Genomic DNA, 21,558 nt, shown 5'->3' with positions numbered 1-21,558 from the left:
ATCACCTAGTGCCAGGAATGAGATCCAACGTTTCTTTGATGCCCATACACAAATCATCGCATTCCAGACTCCTATCATGCTCAAGTATTGATTCAGCGGCTTTGCGCATGGCAGGATAGGCAGCCCTAAGCAAATGATTACCGTAAATTACGATGTTCACCCCAATCTCAGCAAGTTCAGCTTCGGTGATAGCATTGTAACTTGTAGGAACCACCACCAGCGGGTGGGTGTACCCCTTCTCGCGAAAACGACGACAGAACTCGATGATATCAAAAGGCTGCTTGTCCTTGGCATGAATCATGATTCCGTCAGCTCCAGCTTCAATATAGGCCTCGGCCCTTATGAAGGCGTCATCGACATCTTTACCCATGATCAAACTTTCAATACGAGCTATGATCATGAAGTCTTCAGTGACTTGAGCCTGCTTTCCAGCGTTAATCTTGGCACTAAAATTCTCTATGGAATCCTGATGCTGCTTAATCTCGGTCCCAAACAAAGAATTCTTCTTCAATCCTTTTTTGTCCTCAATAATGACAGCGGAGACTCCAAGACGCTCTAAAGAACGAACAGTAAATGCGAAATGCTCCAACTTGCCACCTGTATCAGCATCAAAAATCATAGGCTTAGTGGTGACCTCAAAAATCTCATTCACCGTATTGAGTCGGGAGGTAATATCAACAGCCTCAATATCTGGTTTCCCCTTACTAGTAGAATCCGTAAGACTGCTCTCCCAGATAGCGTCGAAAGTTCGTGCTCCAGAGTCATTTTTTACTTCAGCATTTTCAACGACCAAAGCACTTAACCCGTTATGCGCTTCAAGAACTCTCAACAAAGGCTTAACGGCAAGCAATCTGCGCAACCGCTGACGACGGATATCCGGAGTAGTTCCGATTTCTTTCAAGCTGGCGTGGATATGAGTAGATGAAATCCCTTTAGTATATGAAGGCTCAACCAATTCGCCCCCCCATTCAGAAATAACATCAATTACTTCCTGACGAATCTTGGCTTGAACACCTGTTTTCCAATCATCACCATGCACAACGATATCAGGCTTAAATCGACGCAAATTATCAGTATAATCAAGAGTTTCTTGAGCAACAACTCTCTCCACACCTTTGATATTCTCAACAACCGCTTTGCGCTGTTCGAAATTCATGAAGGGTAGACGCTTATATGATGAAATGGCCTTATCAGTCAGCAGTCCCACTGTGACAAGTCCATGTTCTGCTGCAATTTGAAGAATGTTCATATGCCCAGGATGAATAAGATCAGCGCTCATACCAACGTAAACAGTTTTCTCGACGTGACTTTTCTCTGATTTCATATACATATCTACTAGCCTTCCCTTGAGATATCGACCTCGTTAATGTTTCCTTGGTCAACAATCAAAAACACAGTCATTCCTATTGCGACACAACAACACTCACACCATTCCAACACAAATCAATTACTAGATTTTGCAGTTTCATGGCCCGGCGAAGCCCTATTGGTAGATGGTGGTGCTGTTTGTCTTTCAGATTTAATATCTAGCTGCACGCCATTGAAAATCACCGGTACATTCAATTCCATAAGGAAGGGGGCGACCTTCAGTAGCTCAACAAAACGAGCGAGAACTGGCTCCAAGTAATCCTCTTCCCTCGATTCAGAGAACAGGTCGTTATTAATCATCCCTAAATCTATCAGGCCTCCCATCCTATTTACGGCCTCTTTGTAAAGACTCATTGAATCACTTTGTTCGATCGAAACATCCATATGCAAAGAAGACTGCATCAAAATTGCATTTGGAACAGGAACCCCTCGGCCTGTTTCAACGATACGCATGACCATGTCCCACATTCCTGCAGAACCAACTTTTGCGTCAAACAGACCTATTTCGTCGTGAAGCCTTCGGCGATACAAGATTCCCCAAATCGACTGAGGACTCATCCAAACGTCTTTAAGAAGTACATCGTGAGCAGTAATGATTTGCTTCTTGTTACCATCTCCTGTCAGCATTCGACTTGCATTGACAAAAGACGATTCAGGATTAGCATCTATGGCAGCGACAAGCTCTTCAAGATATGAACTAGGCAACAAAGTACCAGCTTGGCACCATGTAAGGAATTTCCCTTTAGCCTTCGAAGTCAGCACATTACACTTATAATCCAAGCTTGCAGTTTCATCGACAACGCAAAGTTGCATCTCCATTGTAAAGAAGCGCTCTGCTAAGCTAGAGACTGTAGCTAACTGTTTCTGAGTCGCAGCCATGACAACTTCAAAGTTCGTTTCACTTTGATTCTGCAGGGACTCCAAAGTAGGCCAGAACAATGAAGGATCATCACCACACAAAACAACGGATATTTTTTTGTGATGCGAGGCAGGACTTGGCAGACCAAACGTTGGTCGCGATAACAAGCCATCAGACAGGAGCAAAGGCACTGGAATATTCACACAGTCGGTATGCCTTCCCATTTTCGCCCAAGTTGACTTAATCGAATCTCCAGACTCATCAAAACCACCAACAGCTTCAATTAACTCTCTGGTAAAAAGTGCAACATCTCCAACATATCCCGCCCCTATCATTGATGAATGAGAACGTAAGCCCAAATATCGATGACTTCCGACACCACCCTGATTTTTCGCATTTCTGAAATAGAAATGATAAGGACCGATATAATTGTAGTCTGTTTTCCTCGGGTCCTTATAAAACTGATACGCATCGGCATAGCAAAAATCAGATGAGGTCGAAGACTTCAAAGCATTCAGCAATATGTAGAGGTAATGCTCAGTATATCGATATTCAGCGGAAACAGTCGCGATGTACTTACCGCGACTTTTAGCCAAACCATCATTCAGCATCTTACCCAGTTCAATTCCATAAACAGGAATATGACGAATACGGTGATCATCAGAATACTCTTCCATGAGTTCTGCAACGCCACCACTTTCATCTCCATCGAGAACCAAAATCTCAAAATATCCGAGCTGATCAATCAATGACAGAATAGACTTACGTAAATTCACAGAAGCCGTGTGTACCGGCATAAGGAATGATGTCTCAGGAACAATGTCTGATCTAAAAAAGGTCTGCCCTGTCTGCTGATAGAGTTCATGAGGCGTCTCAGGGAGGTCCAAGTACATTTCTTTGTAGAGCTTTTCATACTTCTCAACAAGATCGGGATGCTCAGACTTAACATCTACCAGATCTTCCGCGCCTGGACGTAGGTCTATTAAGGTCTTCTCGCCATTTCGAAATACAGTGTATTTCCAATCATCATCACGCAGACAAACGCTGTCGAGAAAAGAGGGACATTCTCCTCCTATAACATGAAGAGGGTGTGTTGGCTTACTCGTCCAGCAGGCCAAAATTGGCCCCCCTCGCTCGGCTCCATCAGTAATAACTGGCAATAGGCTCTTACCGAGGCCCTTCATCTGGTCAATCCCAACCATCTCAAGCAATGTCGGAGCCAAATCAATATTACCAACCACACCAGGGTAAACCGAAGGCTCGATGCCATCGCACTTGAACACACTGAAGACACGAATACGCCCTTCAGCGAACGTACCTCCGTGACGTTCTTCAAACTCAACAAAATCCTGATTAAGAGTAACACCATGGTCTGAATGGATCATGAGTATGTCATCATCGCAAACGCCAAGCTTATCGACGATTCCAGCAACCTCGTCCGCAACTTCCCTGACATGATGCAAGTATTTTTGCCCTGTCCAAACCCTCGCAGATTCTCCCCCATACTCGTGAAGATGGAGTAAATGCATATAGATGAACTTGCTTTCGGAGCACTCTTTGAACTTCTGCAAAAAATCATCACGCTTCTCTGCGTCAAAGCTCAGATTCGGCGTTGATCTCAAGCCAAAGTATCCAGCTTCATAATGATCAAAACCAGTCTTTGCGTGGCATGAGTAAGTGTCCATGTCGTTCCACCGAAAGGTGCTGTATCCATGTGCTTTGAGAATATCAGCAATAGTTACGGCATCTGGATGAAACTGAGGAATACAATTGGCAGTCTGAGTCGGCTGACGACACATCTCAGGAGTCATGGAAGTAAAAAAAGAAGCTGAGGAGGATATCGTAGACTGTGCTGCAGCTATACAATTGGGGAAAAATGCTCCCCGACTGGCCACATCGTCAATAAAGTGTCTCTCTACTTTATTATTGCCAGCCGACTGCAAACTGTCAGCACGCAGACCATCGACACATAGCCAGATAATGTTTCTTCTTTTTTTAACATAACCCATGGCGAACCTACCTGATTAAAGACCAGAGAACACACTTTCAATACACTGATTATATTTAATATTTGCGAACCTATATTCCCACATCTCCCACACATTTCATAATTGAAATGAAAACTTAAGAAGGTAATTGTAACAGCATATCTTGTGCATTTATGAACCATGCCATGACACAAACTCTCTGTACGCAATATCGAATAAACATGGTCAAACCTGCATACTACGCCATCACGAGCGGAGCAGAAGCAAGAAGCAAGCCATATAGTTTTGTCGTAACGACTACCCCAAAACGACTTCAACCTGACGACACGAAAAATCGACCCGCAAGTATACAAATCATTTTGGGCAGTTAAAGCTCACCGCCTCCGCTCTTTTGTGAAATCTCGCACAATTCAGTTGACAGCTTCATTTTTCATCGGTAGACGATACTCATGTTTTTAAATGTCGACATTTGACATTCGGCATTTCAACAAAACCGACATCCAAACTGGAGACCAAAACAGATGACCAAGCAAATCATCGAAACTCCCAAAGCCCCAGCAGCCATCGGGCCCTACTCTCAGGGCGTGGTAACCGGCGACCTACTCTTCACCTCCGGCGCTCTGCCTATTGATCCCGCCACTGGCAAAATGGTGGAAGGCAGTGTCGCAGATCGTGCGCACCAGGTATTCAAAAACCTGACTGCTGTTGCTGAAGAAGCAGGCACATCCCTCGACAATGCCGTCAAGACTACCGTTTACCTCGCTGACATCGCCGATTTTGCTGCAGTTAACGAAGTGTACGGTGAATACTTCAATAAGCCCTTCCCTGCCCGTAGCGCCTTTCAGGTGGCAGCCCTGCCCTTAGGCTCGGACATCGAAGTGGAATGCATCATCAACCTTAAATAACTTTCTGAGGAGAGTTGTATGAATCTCGCTAAATTTCCCCGTCGCGGCTACGTCAAAACCCCCACTGCTATTGAAGCAGCTCCGGCTTTCTCCAAGGCTCTTGGTGGAAAGGTAAACATCTTCATTAAACGTGATGACCTGCTCCCCGGTTGCGCTGGTGGCAACAAGACCCGCAAGCTCGACTTTTGCATCGCCGATGCTCTGGAGCAGGGTGCCGACACCATCATCACCTGCGGAGCCGTCCAGTCTAACCACTGCCGCCTGACACTCTCCTGGGCCGTTAAAGAAGGCATGGATTGCCACCTGGTTCTGGAAGAGCGCGTGAAAGGAAGCTACAAGCCCGAAGGTTCTGGCAACAACTTCCTGTTCCAGCTCATGGGCGTTAAGTCCATCGATGTGGTCCCTGGAGGTTCCGACATGATGGGCGAAATGAAAAAGCTGGCTGAAAAGCTTGAAGCTGAAGGCAAGAAACCCTACATCATTCCCGGCGGCGCCTCCAACACCATCGGTGCCACCGGTTACGTTTCCTGCGCCGAAGAAACCCTCCAGCAGCTCTTCGAAATGGGCCTGAACATCGACCACATGGTCGTTCCTTCCGGATCCGCTGGAACCCACGCTGGTATCGTTGTCGGCATGGTTGGCTGCAACGCCAACATCCCAGTTTCCGGCGTGAACGTTTCCCGTACCAAGGAAGTTCAGGAAGAAATCGTTCACAAGCTTGCTGTTGAAACAGCTGAGCGCGTTGGCGTAAAAGGCAGCATCCCCGCTGAAGCTGTTGAATGCTTCGATGGCTATGTTGGCCCCGGTTACTCCCTGCCGACCGACTCCATGGTTGAAGCAGTTAAGTTGCTCGCTTCCACCGAAGGCATCCTGCTCGATCCCGTATACTCCGGTAAGGCAATGGCCGGTCTCGTAGACCTCGTCCGCAAGGGACACTTCCCCGAAGGTTCGAACGTTCTGTTCCTGCATACCGGCGGCTCCCCCGCTCTTTACGCGTACCTGGATACCTTCCGCGGCTAATCAATCATAGGCCCGTGCCATTTGCTGGTACGGGCCTTTCAATAATGGCTCAAGGCAAAATGGTTATGTAATGTGAAGCAGTCCCAATAAGAACTGCTTCCTCAAAGGAGGAGAAAAATCCATGTCTCGTTTCACTCAACTTCTGATCGCTCTTGTCGCAGTTGTGATCATGTCCACCACCGCGATCGCTGGTCCGACCGTCATCAAGCTCGCCCACCCCAACGTCCCTCAGCACCCCATGGGACAGGCTTTTGAAAAATTCAAGGAACTCGTTGAGACTCGTACCGACGGCAAGTTCCGTGTAGATATTTACGACAGCTCAAAATTTGGCAACTTCGATGCCGTTGTGCAGGGCCTGCAGTTCAATATGCTGCAGATGGGTTCCGCTTCCACACCGAACCTGGCTCCTTTTTCCGATGACTTTCTGATCTTTGACCTGCCCTTCCTGTTCCCCACCTACGAATCCGCAGACCTGATCACCGACGGCCCTATCGGCATGACCGCTGCTAAGGCACTGGAAAAGACCGGTATCATCGGCCTCGGCTACATCGAAATCGGTTTCCGTAACCTCTGGAACAACCAGCGCACCGTCAAGACCCTGGCCGACGCCAAGGGCCTGAAGATCCGCTCCACCCCTTCCAAAGCTCACATCGCCACCCTGAAGGCTCTGGGTATGAACCCCACTCCCATCTCCTGGGGTGAAGTTTACACAGCCCTGCAGCAGAAGACTGTTGATGGTATCGACATCGACCTGAACCTCGCATGGCACAACAACTTCCCTGAAGTTAACAACAACCTGACCATTGTTAACTCCCTGTACTCTCCGCACCTCGTCATGATGTCTAAGCGTTTCCTGGATTCCCTGAACGACACCGACAAGGTCATCGTTCTTGAGGCCTTCGAAGAAGCTAAGCTGTACGAGCGCAAGCTCATCCGTGACGGCGAGAAGGAAATCATGGCCAAGCTCGCTGACAAGGGCGTGACCGTGTACACTCTCACCCCCGAAGAGCGTGCTCGTTGGGCAGAAGCCACCAAGGGTGTCTACTCCCAGTTCGAAAAGCGCATCGGCAAGGACCTGATCGAACGCGCCAAGGCAACCATCGCCGCTGGCAAGTAAACATATGAGTTGGCCGCCGGGACTCCTCTCCCCCGGCGGCCTCCTTCCAACCACAACGTGAGCGCCATGAGTAAAAATTTTCTCGATAAAGTCGAAGGGATTATCTCGTCCTCCTGTCTCGCAGGCATGGCCGTGATCATCGCCGTTCAGGTCTTCATGCGATACGTCCTGCAGAGTTCTCTGGACTGGTCCGAAGAACTGGCACGCTACCTCTTCATCTGGTCTGTCTATGTGGGCTGCAGCTACGCAACTCAGAAAGACAGGCACCTGGAAGTAACCATCTGTCGCACCGTATTCGGCCCCACTGTCGCCAAATACGTCACCATCGCGGCCTACATCTGCACCGTAGGTTTCTGTGCCTGCACCACCCTCTGGGGCTTCCAGATGGCTGACTTCCTGGCTGGCACCGGTCAGAAGACACCTGCCCTTGAAATCCAGATGTACTGGGTATTCCTCAGTGTCCCCGTCGGCATGGGCCTCATGGCCATCCGCACTGTTCAGCGTATTCTTTCCATTCTGCGGGGCGAAGTAGACTTCGAAACCCCGTCTTGCAATTAGAGGTACATATAAATGGATACCGCAATAGTCCTTACCTTCCTTTCGCTCGCCTCGTTTCTCTTCCTGAGCGTGCCCATCGGCATCGCCATCGGGTTGAGCGTCATTGTCGGCGTCTGGGCTGGCGACATGCTGCCCTTCGAGTTCCTGATTCAGAAAATGGTCACGTCCCTGGATGTCTTCCCTCTCATGGCTGTCCCGTTCTTCATCATGGCGGGTGAGATCATGCAGAAAGGCAGCATGGCGCAACGCCTGCTGACCGTGTCCAAAAGCCTCGTCGGCCACATCACCGGCGGCATGGCCCACATCTCGGTCCTGACCTCCATGTTTTACGGTGCCCTGTCTGGTTCTGCTCCGGCCACCGTGGCCGCAGTCGGCGGCATCATGGTCCCCTCCATGAAAAAAGAAGGGTACTCCGGCTCCTTCGCCACTGCCGTCAACACCGCTGCCGGTTGCTTGGGCGTCATGATCCCGCCCAGCGTCCCGCTGATCATTTATGGTACCACCGCGGGCGTATCAGTCGGCGACCTGTTCATCGCAGGCGTCATTCCCGGTGTGTTCGTGGGCCTGTGCCTGATGGCATGCAGCTATGTTCTTTCCAAGAAATACGGCTACACCGGCACCGGTGAACGCGCCTCCTTCAAGGAAATCATGATCGCCCTCAAGGACTCTATCGTCGCCTTAATGGTTCCGCTCATCGTTCTCGGCGGCATCTACGGAGGTCTCACCACCCCCACCGAGGCAGGCGTTATCGCAGTCCTGTACGCCTTTGTCGCCGAAGGCTTGGTCCTGCGCACCCTGTCCTGGCAAAAGGTGACCGAAATATTCAAGGGCACAGCCCTGACCACCGCTTCCATCTTCCTGGTGGTTGCCACGGCTACCGCCCTTGGTCAGATCCTGCTCTTCTACAATGTACCTGACATGCTCGTGAACTTCCTCGTGGGCATCTCCGACAACAAGTATGTCCTCATTCCCATTATCTTGGTCTTCCTCTTGATCATGGGCACCTTCATGGACGCTCTTGCTAACATCCTCATCCTGACTCCTCTCCTCCTGCCCGTGGTCAAGGTGCTCGGCATGAACCCGATCCACTTCGGTATCGTCATGATCGTGTGCGCATCCATGGGGTTCCTGACTCCTCCGGTCGGCGTGAATCTATTCGTGGGTTGCAGCATCGGCGGCATCAGCATTGAAAAGCTCAGTGCAGCTGTCCTTCCGTTCCTGTTCACCATGATTCTGGCGCTGCTTGTCATCGTCTTCTTCCCGCCCATGGCCCTCTGGCTCCCGGGGATCTAATCAGACTGAGGCCGCCCGCTGCAAACCTCCGGCAGCGGGCGGTCCGGAGAATTTCATGAATATTCAAGCAAATCCCAACGGGAAAAGTATCATCGGTATTTCCGGCCATGCAGGTGTGGGGCACGTACACAGCCACTGCGGTTTCGTTCAGGATGATTCCGCCGGATTCGCGGTTGCCATAGAAATTTTGAAAAAGGCATACCCTGCTGACACCACCATCGCTGCAGCTTCAGTCGACACCTCCACTGGCAAAGTAACCGTAACCACCAAGGGAGGCGGGACCGGCAGTGCCACAGCACGACGAGGTTTCACTCCGCACGAGGCAGCATTCATGGCCTCAGCAATCGGTCTTGATGCTGCTTACAGTCAATCTACCGCCTTTCGTGTTTTCGGTCGCGTTTACGGCCAGGGCGTACTCGAAGCCCCAGTAGCCCTTCAAGCTGCGTGTTGCCTGGCTGTAATGGATACATTTCACCAAAAATACCCCGAAGATATCGTTCGTGGAAACGAAGACATGCCAAGTAAGATTGGTGGCTGCATTGGTGCACGTTTGTTGATCAATGATGTCCCTGTTTCCGTTCTAGCTCTTGCCAATGCCAACGAAGGCGGTGTCGGTCCGGACGAAGATTTGGAAGGCAACATTGCTCTTGGCGACAAAGGGCACACCATGAATACCCTTGGAATGGATCGACTGCCCACCATCGTGTTGGAGAGCAAGGCATACGTCCCTGCACTGTGCAAGGACCTCAAGGAACACAACATGTGGGTTCGTATTAATTCCGAAACGGACAACCAATATGTCTACCAAGCTCTGCTTTCTGGAGTAGAAAACACAGGTCTGCCATCTCTCAACTCCGATGCTGCATACCCCCGCCACACGGGAGAGCTAAAAGCGGCGGAGCAAGATCTCGGCAAACGCATCATGAACATCGGCGAACAGTTTTCAAAGTCAAAGACTTCTGCAGAAAAAGTAAAGCTCATCGCCGAACTAGCCCTCATCGTTAGCCAAGATGCGGGGGGGGTAACCTTCATGAGTTCCCATATGCACGACCGCGTAGGCGGTGGAGGGATAATGCCCGGCACCAGCGCAGTACTCTCCATGGCCGTAACGCAATCTTACATTAAAGAATGGAAGATCCCCTCTTTCATGCCTGAAGATGCCTCCTGCTACTTAAACGTCATATCCAATGCACTGCCAGAACTGGCATCCAATGCAGATAAGGCCATGGCTCAACTTGAAGATCGTTACGCCTTTGACGAATCAGAACACGCTTTCCTCTTTAAAGCTTAACCAAGCTTATGTGTATTTCATAAAGCGGATCATCCTCGACAACCATTAGATATAACTGTATTCATATGACACCATTGACCGGAACACTTATCACCGAAACTCGAGACCCTTTCAGCATCGGAGAATCTATGAGCGGCATCAAGAAGCTCACCTACAGCGAACAGGTCGCTGAATACGTCAAGCAATCCATCCTTGAGGGTAAACTCTCGCCCGGTGATCAGGTGAAGGAAGTGGTTTTGTCCGAAAAACTCGGAATCAGCCGCGCTCCAATCCGTGAAGCCATGCAAATTCTCGCCCGTGAAGGCCTTATAACTTCAGAACCGCAAAAGGGTAAGCATGTCGCAGCCCTCACGGCAAAGCAAATCAAAGACAGCTACTTTACTGGTGGCGTACTTGAAGCAGCAGCGGTTACGGAAGCACTCCCGCTCTACTCCGAAGAGGATATCCACAAACTTGAACAAATCGTAGAGGGCATGCGTCAGGTTGCCGAATCCGGCGAAGCCATCGATTCACTAGCCGAACTTGATAATGCATTCCACAACGTTCTCTTTTCCCGTATTGACAATGAGCTTCTGATTGAATTGTGCCGCCGCTCATGTCAGGGGATCTCCAAGTTCCTGCTATACAAATACTGGATCAATCTTTATGCGCCGCCACAGGTGCATGAACGTCACCTCATGATATTGGAAGCTTTGAAAACTCAGAAGCCTACTAAAGTCGAAAAGGCTATTCGAAAGCATTACATAGACTCTGGTGAACGCATGTCCAAATATGGCGTCGATGTACACCATGACTAAACTAGCCTTAGATTAGATCTTCAAACACCCTCCGTCCTCATAGAAGAGCATTCTGAAGATACTTGCGTATCTCCCACTCAAGCCAGCCTTCTTTTGTGGGGACCTATCAAGAAAAAACCGATCCCAATGCGCATAGCAATCAATGGTTTTGGGAGAGTCGGGCGCTATCTGGCTCGTCTTCTCGCCAAAGACAAATCCATACAACTGGTCGCTGTCAACGACATCATGTCAATTGACGAGGCGACTCATTTACTTAGATACGACTCAGTTCACGGGCCTTTTCAGGCTGTCACCTCATATGATTCCGACAGATTTCTACTGAATGATTCCCAAGTGCGATACATACGACAACAACCATCGGAATGGGATTGGAAAGCCCTTAACGTGGATGTCGTAGTAGAATCTACCGGTATATTCACAACAAGAGAATATACCGAGCACCACCTCCAAAGAGGCGCAACCAAAGTGGTCATTGCTGCACCTGCAGACGATGCTGACATCACCGTCGTTATGGGGGTCAATCACAATTCAATTAAAGATCATCATGCAATCATTTCCAATGCTTCATGTACAACGAATTGCCTAGCCCTTCCCATACAACACATTGAGCACGACTTCGGTATCATTCATGGAAGCATGACAACAATTCACCCATACACCCTGCGTCAACGCATACTGGATGGAAGCCACAAAGATCTCAGACGGGCACGCGCCTGTGCCATGAATATTGTTCCCACCCCTGTCGGCGCCCATAAGACAGTCGCTCGTGTGATACCTTCATTAAAAGGAAAACTGCATGGAATATCCTATCGTGTTCCGACAGCGAATTCTGCTCTAATTGATCTTGTCTGCGAATTAAAAAAACCAACCACAACGGATGAACTCAGAGCAATATTAATCAAGGGAGCAGACGATTGTTTAGGGTATTGCAAGAATCCACTTGTTTCATCGGATTACACCGGGACAACGTTTGGCTCTATCGTAGATGAAGAGCTAACGTTAATCACCGATGAAACGCAGCTAAGACTCGTCGCCTGGTATGATAACGAAGCAAGTTTTTGCAACCAACTCCTCCGCCTATTGCACACTCTATCTTTCCATATGAAATCATAGGATGCCTCATGAAACAGTATGCATTCATCATTAAAAATGGATTTCTCGTCGACCCCGCGAATGATCGAAAAGGAATATACGACATCGCTGTAGACCAAGATGGTTTCATCGCCGAGATTGGCAAAACAATCACAGCCAACGCCCTTGAAATCATCGACGCAGAAGGACTAATTGTTGCCCCTGGCATCATCGACTGTCATATGCACGCCTCTTCAGCTTACGGCGGTCCATTAGCTCATCGCATGTTAGCAAAGGCCGGAGTCGTAACGGCAGTCGATCTAGGCGGCCCTATTGATGACACTCTCTCAATCGCCCATGACTATGGGTGCGGCCTAAACATGGCTTTCTTACAAACAGTTAAGCCAGGTGAAACCATCCGTAACACCAATCCCCAAAGGGATGAAATCGAAAAACTGCTTGATAATACACTCAATGCAGGCGGCATAGGTTTCAAGGTTCTGGGAGGACACTTCCCCCTTACTCCAGAGGGCACAGAAACAGTATTTACAACGGCTCATGAGCATGGAGCCTATATGGCCTTTCATGCGGGCACACTAGCTACTGGCAGCAATCTAGACGGACTCAAGGAAGCCGCCGAGCTCGCCTCTGGAAAACGACTACACCTAGCTCATATAAACAGCTATTGCAGAGGAAACATCCTTCCAGCAGAAGAAGAAGCCGAAGAAGCATTACGCATCTTGGAACAGAACCCTAACATCCAGTCAGAGTCTTATCTTGCCCGTATAAACGGGCTGAGTGGACGCTGCACAGGAGGAAAACCTGAGAGCACTGGCACCCAAGCCGCTCTTGCGATCAGAGGGTATGAACAATCAACTCAGGGGATGCGCGATGCAATTAAGGACGGCTGGTGCCAAGTGAATGCCCCCATTGGCGGAACCATCATCCAACTCGACGCGCAATCCGGTTTAGAATTTTGGGAAGAGCGACATCAACTCAAACAATCAGTTGCTGTAAGCTTTGCTATAAACCCTCCTGCTACCCGCATTCGACTAGCCTCTGCCAAAGGCAAAAATGGAGCATTCATCATAAACGCTATCAGCACCGATGGCGGAGGAATTCCGCGTAACGATCAAGTAGAAAAAGGTTTGGCTCTAGTTCGTGCCGAGGTATTCAACATCCAAGAATATATCCACAAAGTATCGACCGCCCCGGCCCAGATGTTAGGACTTTCTAACAAGGGACACCTAGCAGAAGGAGCTGATGCGGATATAAGCATCCTTTGCTTGAATACTCTGCAGCCCAAAATGACACTGGGGAAAGGCCGCATAATTATGCAAGACGGGGTCATTCATGGACATGGGACAACGGTTTTAACCACAGACAAAGGGCAACAGCAGCTTCGAGCAAAGGGATTCAACAAAATTCAAACGACCGACCTATCCGAGAAACCTTTTTTGCGGACTCTATCTGATTGAGCTTGCTACCACCAATCATAGCTGACCCACGATTTACCGAAGAGAAGAATTTCAACATATTAGTTACTTGACTCTTCACAACAGGACGCGATATTAACCTCCACCTTGCCTGGGTGGTGGAATTGGTAGACACCAGGGACTTAAAATCCCTTGCTCTTCGGGGCGTACGAGTTCAAATCTCGTCCCAGGTACCAGAAATCAAAGGACTTTTGAGAATATCTCAAAAGTCCTTTTTGCTTTTTATGCAGTTTGTACAACTCCTGTACAACCTTTTCAAACTAACGTGCACACGCCCAAAAATGACAAGATCTATACAATCCATAAATTCAATCTATACGAATAAGCACACAAAAGGCCACCTGGAGATCTACCAGGCGGCCTTATCAATTCTATCTGAGCCAGCCTACACAACCTGCCGACCAATGGAGTAATAAGTAAAGCCTCTCTCTTTCATGTCGTTAGGCGAATACAAATTACGTCCATCAAAAATCGCAGGCTCAGCAAGCAACGTCTGAATTCGGTCAAAGTCAGGGTTACGGAACTGATTCCATTCAGTAATAACAGCCATAACGTCAGCGCCCTTTAGAGCTTCATACTCAGACGCCATAATGCGCACATTTGGATTATCAGCAAGTTCTTCACCAGCCCGTTCATGAGCAATAGGATCAAAGGCTTGGACAACCATTCCACGAGCAGTCAATTCTTTGATAACGGCAATTGAAGACGCTTCACGAATGTCATCGGTGTTGGCTTTAAACGCGATCCCCCACAAGGCCAGCGTCTTACCTTCAACGCCCCCCTTATCTTCAAAGTAACCGATTATTTTATCAGCCAACACACTCTTTTGGCGATTGTTTACTTCATCGACAGAACGAATAAGCTGGGCGTCGAAATCATACTCGCTGGCAGTATTGATAAGCGCTTTCACGTCCTTGGGGAAACATGACCCACCATACCCAGCACCAGGATAAATAAAGCTATACCCGATACGGGAGTCGGCACCGATCCCTTTACGCACCTCAGTAACATCTGCTCCTACTCGCTCGCAAATATTTGCGATCTCATTGATGAAAGATATCTTTGTAGCGAGCATGCAGTTAGCTGCATATTTAGTCATTTCGGCAGAACGAACCCCCATGACAATCAGCTTCTCACGACTACGGGCAAACGGTGAGTAGAGAGTCTTAAGCACTTTAGCGGAATTATCGTCTTCAGTACCTACGACTACGCGGTCAGGCTTCATGAAATCACTAACAGCATCGCCCTCTTTAAGAAATTCAGGATTCGAGACTACATCAAACTGAATTGACTCACCACGATTATTCAGTTCTTCTGCAATGAGTGAGCGTACCCGATCCGCAGTGCCGACGGGCACAGTGGATTTATCCACCACAATTAGAGGTGTCTTCATCTTTTGACCAATATCGCGGGCCACAGCATCAACATAACTAAGATCGCAAGAACCGTCTTCTTCACAAGGGGTACCCACAGTAATAAAAACAACTTCGCATTGATCCAACCCTTCGCCTAATTTCGTTGTGAAGTTCAAACGTCCCTGTTTTGAGTTCCGTATAACCAGATCTTCCAAACCGGGCTCATAAATATGGACTTTACCACTCGCTAAAGCTTCCACGATCATTGGATTGACGTCCACACAATAAATTGTGTTTCCCATTTCTGCGAAACAGGCAGCAGAGACCAAACCGACATAACCGGTACCAACGATGCATACGTTCATGGTACCACCTCCATATAATCTTCAGTGTGATACAAATTAACAACTATCACCATGCAAAAAAGTAAAGATGATAGTTTCAGTTATGCTCATCCAAAAACAAACCGCACAGAAGGCATGATTCGCACGGCCAAATTACGCACAATTATTGGCAATACTACACCAACAACGGTGAGAATGGCGAAATACATAAAAAACCACCCCCCATGCCATGGAACGAGCTGAAAGAGAAAAGCCTTTGCAAGCCCGATCGATATTGTATTCATCAAATAAATAGGAAAGGAATTTTTGCCTATGTACTCCACGTACACACGCCATTGAAAATGAAGCCGCCCAACAAGTAGGCATGGAAATAGAGCTAGGGTAGAAACAAAGAATGAATGCTCCATATCACCCAAATACACCGCGACAGCAACCAACGAGTATACATACAACTTGTTTCGATCAAATATATCAATAAACGTATTAATGTCTTTTGCTAAAATCCACCCAAAGACAAAAAAGAAGAAGAATCTAAAATAGTAATCAAGAGCGAAAATTTTCAAATCAAAATCAAAAAGTTGAAAGACAACCCCAATAAACAATATCATATAGGGACTCAAACCGAATTTTACTGCAAAGGGGATCGACAAATAATACAAGAATAGAACATAGATAAACCACAGATAATCGGAATAAGAACCAATCGGATATAGCAATATCCACAGCAAATCCAGCATACCTGATGGAACGTTATCAACATGTATGTAGTGCGACGCCATAACTTTTCCCAAGAAAATAACAAAAAGAAAAAAGAAATATGGGGGAAGTAACCGGATGCACTTCTTTCTATAAAAAAAGGCTATTGAACGAGAGCAAAAATCGTCACCCAACGAATAATGGAAAGTAATTCCACAGAGAAACATAAACACAGACATGTGAAACATATATATATGGTTCTTGAGAATAGTATACCATTCATGCCCAGACGGGGGGTGTCCCGAGACAATATGACCTATCACGACCAAAATAATCGCCACCCCTTTGGCGGCATCTACTTCTGAGACCCTCCCACTCATTGACTTCAACTCTCCACTATTTAGATTGGTTGATTCGGCACGCTTGGCTATATACATCTAAAGTCTTCGAGGTGATATCATCCCAATTGTATTCTGATAAAACGAAGTCGCGCCCGGATTTCCCTATGTGGCCAAGGTTTCCAGAGCTTATCAATATATTCAATTTACCCGACAGGTCAGAGGCATCCCCCTGTCGGAAAGCATAGCCAATCTGCCCTTCCTGTCCAGAATACACCTCTAGGCACTCCTGGATGTCACTCGACAGAGTCGGACAACCATAGCTCATGGCTTCAAGCATGGCGATAGGCATACCTTCCAAATCTGAAGGGATACAAAACAACTTGGCATTGGAAAAGGCTTCATCTTTATCCATATCGAAAAGCGGGCCAGTAAAAACAATCCTTTCATCATTCCCCGCAAGCTCTTTCAACCTAGCAAGATACCCGCCGCTCAAACTATCTTCACCGACAATGGCAAGGCGCAAATCAGTATCAAGACTTCGGAACGCCTTAATAAGATAATGAATTCCCTTTTCTGGAACCAATCGTCCCAGTGACAAAATATAACGACCGGACTCCAGTCCAAACCTTTTCAACCGTTCCAGCGGTCTTGATGTCGGTTCAGCAATACCATTTGGAATATACACAGCTTGCCGCCCGTATTTTGATAGGTAGTGCTCTCTCAACACATTAGACACCACAATAGTTTTCGATGGACAATGGGCTGAAGTCCACGCTCCTGCCTTAAGCACCAAGCTCGCCATACCGCCCCATTTGGCTCTGAGGTGGTCAAGACCATGCACCGTCACGATCGTAGCCATACCGGCCAACCGAGGTATCCACGACAGCAAGGAAGGCCCTGTAGCGTGGATGTGGACGATATCATACCCGAAAAGCACCGATGGCATCGTGGCGACGGTGTGGGTTATCGCTTCAAGGTGTTTGCTATAAACGGCTGGACGATTCTTCAAATGAATGCCGACGAAGTCACTACCAAGGTCATTGTACTTTGATCGGCAAAAGACAGTTACGTCATGCCCTCGTTCCACCATCCGAGTGGATAATTCCTGCACATGACGCTCAATACCGCCTGAGCACTCCCCTCCGATGCTGCGGAGGCCAAGGACTGCGATACGCATACTATTTAAAGCACCAGTCAATTTCTTTCCCCAGAAGGGTTTTGATCTTGTTTTTCACTACCCACTTTGCAGGAGTTGCAAGATCCTTTTTCATCGCAGGAGCCGCACTCCCCACCATCCAACATTGCTTATCACATTTGCTGACCTTATCCCTAACCGATCGAGCTTCAGGGCTATTCCAAATCTCCTCAAAACTCTTATTCCTGATGTTCCCCATGCTTTCTTCCATCCCGTTGCAAGGACGAATCTCGCCAAACGGATCCATAAAGAACAAGTCCGATCCAACTTCACAAGGAAGAAGACGGGCATTACCACGAACATAGTTTGCCAGACCATAGTTAAAATATGCCCTGAACCAATTCTTGGGACGATTGGTTTTCAACAATCGCTTGGCGACGACTTTGAACTGGTCTGATATCATTTCGATATCTTCAAAAGAATTGTCGAATTTATGAAAGTAATAAGTATTGTGCATCGCCGCAGTCGCAAACTCCAATCCCATAGCTTCAGCGAGTTCGTATAGTTCAACCATATCTTTCGCATTCCTATCGGAAACTGTAGTTCCAAAACCGATGTCTTCAAGCCCCATCTGCCTCAGCCCCAACAATGAACGGAGCCCATGATCGAACCCATCCTTTAGCCCCCGAAGTTCGTCATTCGCAGTAGGCAGCCCTTCAATACTGATACGAACGCCCATTCTAGGAAAAAACCGATCTGCTGCAGCAAGAATTTTGTCTGTGTAATAACCATTAGTGCTAACAACCAAACGATCTGTCTTTGTAAGAACGACCTCAATTATATCCTCAATATCAGACCGCAAAAAAGGTTCACCGCCTGTAACATTTGCAAATCTAAAACCTCCAGGCAACTTTTCGAGATCGGTAGGCGACACCTCTTCACTATTTTTTGTTGGATATTGCCATGTATTACACATGTGACATTTCGCGTTACATTTATATGTTACAGCCAACAATGCTTCAGGTGGCATATTCATTCAGTTGCTCCTTTTGCTTACAATCCAGAAGAGATGTTTTATACAGAACGCCCATTATAAAATAACCTACGCCCATCGTCGAAATATTCCCCAAATGGTTGGTGGAAACCATAACAACGCATTGAAAAATAAAAACGATATAGAAAGTCAAAAGGAACATATCAACAGACAATTTCCTTCGATCACGCAAAAAAGCTAGAACAACACGCAACACATATATGGTATAAAAAAACAAACCAACTAAACCTGTTTCTACTAGTATACGGATGTAGTCGTTATGCGGAGGTAAATCTCCCCATCTGGTTTTGGTCCTGACAACTTCTGCCGAACTACCCAAGCCAAAACCTAGCAAAGGCCTTTCATTTAGAACAGTATCAGTGAGTTCTTTAGTCACAGAAACCCTGAAATCAACGCTATTAACCTGTCCAGGTCTTTTGTTGATGATATCGTCCATCCCTTCAACAATGACAGAACCTAAGGCCAGTCCGACAAGGGCTACCATCAATATCGCATACTTCCTCAAAGGCTTGTGGAATGTAGACCAAACCAAGACTGCAAACGCTAATGCAAATAAAACAGAGCGAGAATAGGTTAGAACCACCGCCCCCCCCACTAACCCCAAATAAACAAAATTAAAAAAAACACGATGCTTCTTAAGTATCAATATAGATACGACAATAAACAATATTGCCAAGAAATATGCATATTGATTCGGATGGAAGAATGTCGAAAGCATTCTAAAATAGCTCTGCCCCCAATAATTAGAAAACAGATTTGCAGATCCGGTAAAGTACTGATAATATCCAAATACAACAATAGGGATGGAAAATGTCGAAAACAACTTAAGAAGATTAAAAGAACCATTGTAAGACTTAACTATGTTAAATCCAAGAATGTACAACAAAATTGTTGTTGTAACCTTTAAAAGCATTAACAAGAAAGACATATAGTCTATTGATCCGTACACAGACAGAGTAGAAAAGAACAAAAACAAAACAAAAAAGCCAATTGGAAACACAAATAGTTTTCCGTCAGACTTAATCTGCTGGTAGACACTAAACAAAAAAACAAAAGCACTAAAAAAAATTGATAAATAACGAGAGATTCCCCATCCATAAAGGGAATACAAAGGTCCTTCAAATGCGATACGTACAAAAAGTACAGATAGAAATATAAATACGGCCCTATTATCCATCTGCATATCGACTCTTTACCTTAACATGAGTAGCAGGGACCCCTGCAACCACCTCTCCTTTGACGGTGTCAAACATAACCACAGCATTTGCAGCTACAGTTGTCCCCTCTCTCAGCACCAAAGGAGAATTTTTACAAAGAATTCGAGCTCCTGATCCAATATTTACATTATCTTCTACTATTATTTTTACAGGTGGGCCATCGGGGCCATCATGCCCACCTCCCAAAAGAACATGATTATAAATATTGCAATTCTTTCCAATAATCACTCCTGGATGCAAAATAATACCCAAGCCATGATGCCACAACCGCGTCCCAGATCCGATCACAACCTGAGGAGGCAAGACGCATCCAAAAATCAAAAAAATCCCCCCTTTGATCAATTTAGGGATCAATGGGACTTTGTATGTATACAATAAATGTTGTATTTTATGCAGAAATAACAGCAACACTCATCTCACACTGTTGAATATGTCCATCACACGATAAAAATGTGACTCACTCGAATGGAGTTCACGCACTCTTTTCGAAGCATTTACCCCCATAGCCCTTACAGCATCAGCGTTGTTGCTTGCCCAAAAAATTTTTTTAGACAAATCTACAACATCGTCAGGATTGTAAAAAAGCCCTGTCACACCATCCTCAACCAAATCTGTAAAACAACCATGCCTCGGCACAACAACCATTTTCGACCGCAATGCAGCCTCAAGCAACACATTGGGCTGGTTATCATACCAAACTGACGGCACTACCACGAACGAAGCGTTTGCATACATTTCATTCAATTCTTCACCTGAAGTAAAATCCTTGAATGTCGCAATTGATCCATAGTCACGCTTCAAACTGACTTCATAGTTCGTTTTCCCCATATACCCCACTAGACAAAGGGGGAGCGTTCCACTTTTGCAGCCTGCATATGCTTCAAGTAAGTGATGTACTCCCTTCTCTTGCACAAACCGACCGACATAAAGAATGCAGTCTGGCGAATTCGAGATCGCAGGCTCATCTGCCAGACTTTCAACCATTGTCGGCACATGGTAACACTTTTCGGCAGGGAAACCGCATCTAATATATTTCTCCATAGTGAACAAAGACGGAAAAATGAAAGCAGAAATCCGATGCCGATGCCGAAGCAACAGGTTAAAGTAGTACGCAAAGACTTTTACCGAGCTTGCCGCCAAGGACCCTTTGACACACCTATTCGCGATGCATCTATGGTAACCACGTTCTATACACTCCTCGCATATTTTTCCATGTGCATACAGATGAGCTTGCGGACATATTGAACCGAAATCCGAAACCCTCACCACGCAGGGGACATCGTTATTAATAAAGGAGTCTATAATTGCTGGGGATATCTTATTAAGATAATGAAGCACATACGCGACATCAGGCTTTTGCTCTTCAACAAAACGCCGTGTCTTATTGTACACCTCATACGAATAGAAATGCCTTGTAATGGACTTGGCTAACGTCGCGATGGATTTATCATCTGGATTAAAGTAAGCATCTCCGCTCTTTGAAGCGGATGTGAAAAAATAATCCTCATATTCACACTTCTCATTCTCTGGGCTATGCACCGAAATCGGCATCACGGTATTACCGCGCTCTTCAGCCAGAGCCTTGAATTTGAAAAGGTACTTTTCGGGGCCACCACTGATGAAGTAGCGGTGGTTGCACAATGCAATTCTCAT

The 21,558-nt window shown here is 46.9% G+C and carries 18 protein-coding genes and 1 tRNA gene; 10 read left to right on the top strand and 9 right to left on the bottom strand.

What is annotated here, in order from left to right; all coding sequences use genetic code 11:
• Position 1: 1 nt before the first annotated feature.
• Both aepX and HFN16_RS13810 read right to left on the bottom strand, forming a co-directional pair.
• Complete coding sequence (gene aepX, locus HFN16_RS13815; protein WP_168891311.1) at positions 2-1,324, bottom strand: phosphoenolpyruvate mutase; 1,323 nt, start codon at positions 1,322-1,324, stop codon at positions 2-4.
• A 119-nt stretch (positions 1,325-1,443) separates the two neighbouring features.
• Complete coding sequence (locus tag HFN16_RS13810) at positions 1,444-4,236, bottom strand: sulfatase-like hydrolase/transferase (RefSeq protein ID WP_168891310.1); 2,793 nt, start codon at positions 4,234-4,236, stop codon at positions 1,444-1,446.
• A 500-nt stretch (positions 4,237-4,736) separates the two neighbouring features.
• On the opposite strand from HFN16_RS13810, the gene HFN16_RS18840 reads away from it, so the two are divergent.
• The 10 genes from HFN16_RS18840 to HFN16_RS13765 all read left to right on the top strand — a co-directional run bounded on the left by HFN16_RS18840 (position 4,737) and on the right by HFN16_RS13765 (position 13,939).
• Positions 4,737-5,120, top strand: a complete 384-nt coding sequence (locus tag HFN16_RS18840) for a RidA family protein (protein ID WP_210772200.1) — start codon at positions 4,737-4,739, stop codon at positions 5,118-5,120.
• A gap of 18 nt (positions 5,121-5,138) precedes the next feature.
• Positions 5,139-6,140, top strand: coding sequence for a D-cysteine desulfhydrase (locus HFN16_RS13805; protein ID WP_210772199.1), 1,002 nt, complete (start codon positions 5,139-5,141; stop codon positions 6,138-6,140).
• A gap of 121 nt (positions 6,141-6,261) precedes the next feature.
• On the top strand, positions 6,262-7,257 hold the full coding sequence (locus HFN16_RS13800; protein ID WP_168891309.1) for a TRAP transporter substrate-binding protein: 996 nt from the start codon (positions 6,262-6,264) through the stop codon (positions 7,255-7,257).
• A 66-nt stretch (positions 7,258-7,323) separates the two neighbouring features.
• The gene (locus HFN16_RS13795) at positions 7,324-7,815 is read left to right on the top strand and encodes a TRAP transporter small permease (RefSeq protein WP_168891308.1); all 492 of its coding nucleotides are present in this window, start codon (positions 7,324-7,326) and stop codon (positions 7,813-7,815) included.
• 12 nt (positions 7,816-7,827) lie between these two features.
• Positions 7,828-9,108, top strand: coding sequence for a TRAP transporter large permease (locus tag HFN16_RS13790; RefSeq protein WP_168891307.1), 1,281 nt, complete (start codon positions 7,828-7,830; stop codon positions 9,106-9,108).
• Positions 9,109-9,163: 55 nt separating this feature from the next.
• A complete protein-coding gene (locus tag HFN16_RS13785) occupies positions 9,164-10,399 on the top strand; it encodes a hypothetical protein (protein WP_168891306.1) in 1,236 nt (411 codons plus the stop codon).
• A 128-nt stretch (positions 10,400-10,527) separates the two neighbouring features.
• Positions 10,528-11,196, top strand: coding sequence for a GntR family transcriptional regulator (locus HFN16_RS13780; protein ID WP_168891305.1), 669 nt, complete (start codon positions 10,528-10,530; stop codon positions 11,194-11,196).
• A 126-nt stretch (positions 11,197-11,322) separates the two neighbouring features.
• Complete coding sequence (locus HFN16_RS13775) at positions 11,323-12,309, top strand: glyceraldehyde 3-phosphate dehydrogenase NAD-binding domain-containing protein (protein ID WP_348771049.1); 987 nt, start codon at positions 11,323-11,325, stop codon at positions 12,307-12,309.
• Positions 12,310-12,317: 8 nt separating this feature from the next.
• Positions 12,318-13,745, top strand: a complete 1,428-nt coding sequence (locus tag HFN16_RS13770; protein WP_168891304.1) for an amidohydrolase family protein — start codon at positions 12,318-12,320, stop codon at positions 13,743-13,745.
• Positions 13,746-13,852: 107 nt separating this feature from the next.
• Positions 13,853-13,939, top strand: a tRNA-Leu gene (locus HFN16_RS13765).
• A gap of 209 nt (positions 13,940-14,148) precedes the next feature.
• Here the strand turns inward: HFN16_RS13765 and HFN16_RS13760 are convergent.
• The 7 genes from HFN16_RS13760 to HFN16_RS13730 all read right to left on the bottom strand — a co-directional run bounded on the left by HFN16_RS13760 (position 14,149) and on the right by HFN16_RS13730 (position 21,558).
• Entirely contained in the window at positions 14,149-15,483 is a 1,335-nt protein-coding gene (locus HFN16_RS13760) for a UDP-glucose/GDP-mannose dehydrogenase family protein (RefSeq protein ID WP_168891303.1), read from the bottom strand.
• 86 nt (positions 15,484-15,569) lie between these two features.
• Positions 15,570-16,595, bottom strand: a complete 1,026-nt coding sequence (locus tag HFN16_RS13755) for an acyltransferase family protein (protein ID WP_168891302.1) — start codon at positions 16,593-16,595, stop codon at positions 15,570-15,572.
• A complete protein-coding gene (locus HFN16_RS13750; protein ID WP_168891301.1) occupies positions 16,555-17,697 on the bottom strand; it encodes a glycosyltransferase family 4 protein in 1,143 nt (380 codons plus the stop codon). The genes HFN16_RS13755 and HFN16_RS13750 overlap by 41 nt, the downstream gene beginning before the upstream one ends.
• Entirely contained in the window at positions 17,678-18,670 is a 993-nt protein-coding gene (locus HFN16_RS13745; RefSeq protein WP_210772198.1) for a radical SAM protein, read from the bottom strand. Before HFN16_RS13745 ends, HFN16_RS13750 begins: the two co-directional genes overlap by 20 nt.
• Entirely contained in the window at positions 18,654-19,871 is a 1,218-nt protein-coding gene (locus tag HFN16_RS13740) for an O-antigen ligase family protein (protein WP_168891300.1), read from the bottom strand. The genes HFN16_RS13745 and HFN16_RS13740 overlap by 17 nt, the downstream gene beginning before the upstream one ends.
• The gene (locus HFN16_RS13735) at positions 19,858-20,313 is read right to left on the bottom strand and encodes a serine acetyltransferase (RefSeq protein WP_168891299.1); all 456 of its coding nucleotides are present in this window, start codon (positions 20,311-20,313) and stop codon (positions 19,858-19,860) included. The genes HFN16_RS13740 and HFN16_RS13735 overlap by 14 nt, the downstream gene beginning before the upstream one ends.
• A gap of 3 nt (positions 20,314-20,316) precedes the next feature.
• The gene (locus HFN16_RS13730; protein WP_168891298.1) at positions 20,317-21,558 is read right to left on the bottom strand and encodes a glycosyltransferase family 4 protein; all 1,242 of its coding nucleotides are present in this window, start codon (positions 21,556-21,558) and stop codon (positions 20,317-20,319) included.

Origin of the sequence: Pseudodesulfovibrio sp. zrk46 (assembly GCF_012516435.1) — a bacterium.
Classification (GTDB): domain Bacteria; phylum Desulfobacterota; class Desulfovibrionia; order Desulfovibrionales; family Desulfovibrionaceae; genus Pseudodesulfovibrio.
Note: the sequence above shows the minus strand (reverse complement) of the source record. Positions and strands in the feature narration are given on the sequence as shown.

What these genes read in the sequence shown, in the direction of transcription:
- aepX (WP_168891311.1), bottom strand. Translation starts at nt 1,324, where the DNA reads ATGAAATCAGAGAAAAGTCACGTCGAGAAAACTGTTTACGTTGGTATG.
- HFN16_RS13810 (WP_168891310.1), bottom strand. Translation starts at nt 4,236, where the DNA reads ATGGGTTATGTTAAAAAAAGAAGAAACATTATCTGGCTATGTGTCGAT.
- HFN16_RS18840 (WP_210772200.1), top strand. Translation starts at nt 4,737, where the DNA reads ATGACCAAGCAAATCATCGAAACTCCCAAAGCCCCAGCAGCCATCGGG.
- HFN16_RS13805 (WP_210772199.1), top strand. Translation starts at nt 5,139, where the DNA reads ATGAATCTCGCTAAATTTCCCCGTCGCGGCTACGTCAAAACCCCCACT.
- HFN16_RS13800 (WP_168891309.1), top strand. Translation starts at nt 6,262, where the DNA reads ATGTCTCGTTTCACTCAACTTCTGATCGCTCTTGTCGCAGTTGTGATC.
- HFN16_RS13795 (WP_168891308.1), top strand. Translation starts at nt 7,324, where the DNA reads ATGAGTAAAAATTTTCTCGATAAAGTCGAAGGGATTATCTCGTCCTCC.
- HFN16_RS13790 (WP_168891307.1), top strand. Translation starts at nt 7,828, where the DNA reads ATGGATACCGCAATAGTCCTTACCTTCCTTTCGCTCGCCTCGTTTCTC.
- HFN16_RS13785 (WP_168891306.1), top strand. Translation starts at nt 9,164, where the DNA reads ATGAATATTCAAGCAAATCCCAACGGGAAAAGTATCATCGGTATTTCC.
- HFN16_RS13780 (WP_168891305.1), top strand. Translation starts at nt 10,528, where the DNA reads ATGAGCGGCATCAAGAAGCTCACCTACAGCGAACAGGTCGCTGAATAC.
- HFN16_RS13775 (WP_348771049.1), top strand. Translation starts at nt 11,323, where the DNA reads ATGCGCATAGCAATCAATGGTTTTGGGAGAGTCGGGCGCTATCTGGCT.
- HFN16_RS13770 (WP_168891304.1), top strand. Translation starts at nt 12,318, where the DNA reads ATGAAACAGTATGCATTCATCATTAAAAATGGATTTCTCGTCGACCCC.
- HFN16_RS13760 (WP_168891303.1), bottom strand. Translation starts at nt 15,483, where the DNA reads ATGAACGTATGCATCGTTGGTACCGGTTATGTCGGTTTGGTCTCTGCT.
- HFN16_RS13755 (WP_168891302.1), bottom strand. Translation starts at nt 16,595, where the DNA reads ATGTATATAGCCAAGCGTGCCGAATCAACCAATCTAAATAGTGGAGAG.
- HFN16_RS13745 (WP_210772198.1), bottom strand. Translation starts at nt 18,670, where the DNA reads ATGAATATGCCACCTGAAGCATTGTTGGCTGTAACATATAAATGTAAC.
- HFN16_RS13740 (WP_168891300.1), bottom strand. Translation starts at nt 19,871, where the DNA reads ATGCAGATGGATAATAGGGCCGTATTTATATTTCTATCTGTACTTTTT.
- HFN16_RS13730 (WP_168891298.1), bottom strand. Translation starts at nt 21,558, where the DNA reads ATGAGAATTGCATTGTGCAACCACCGCTACTTCATCAGTGGTGGCCCC.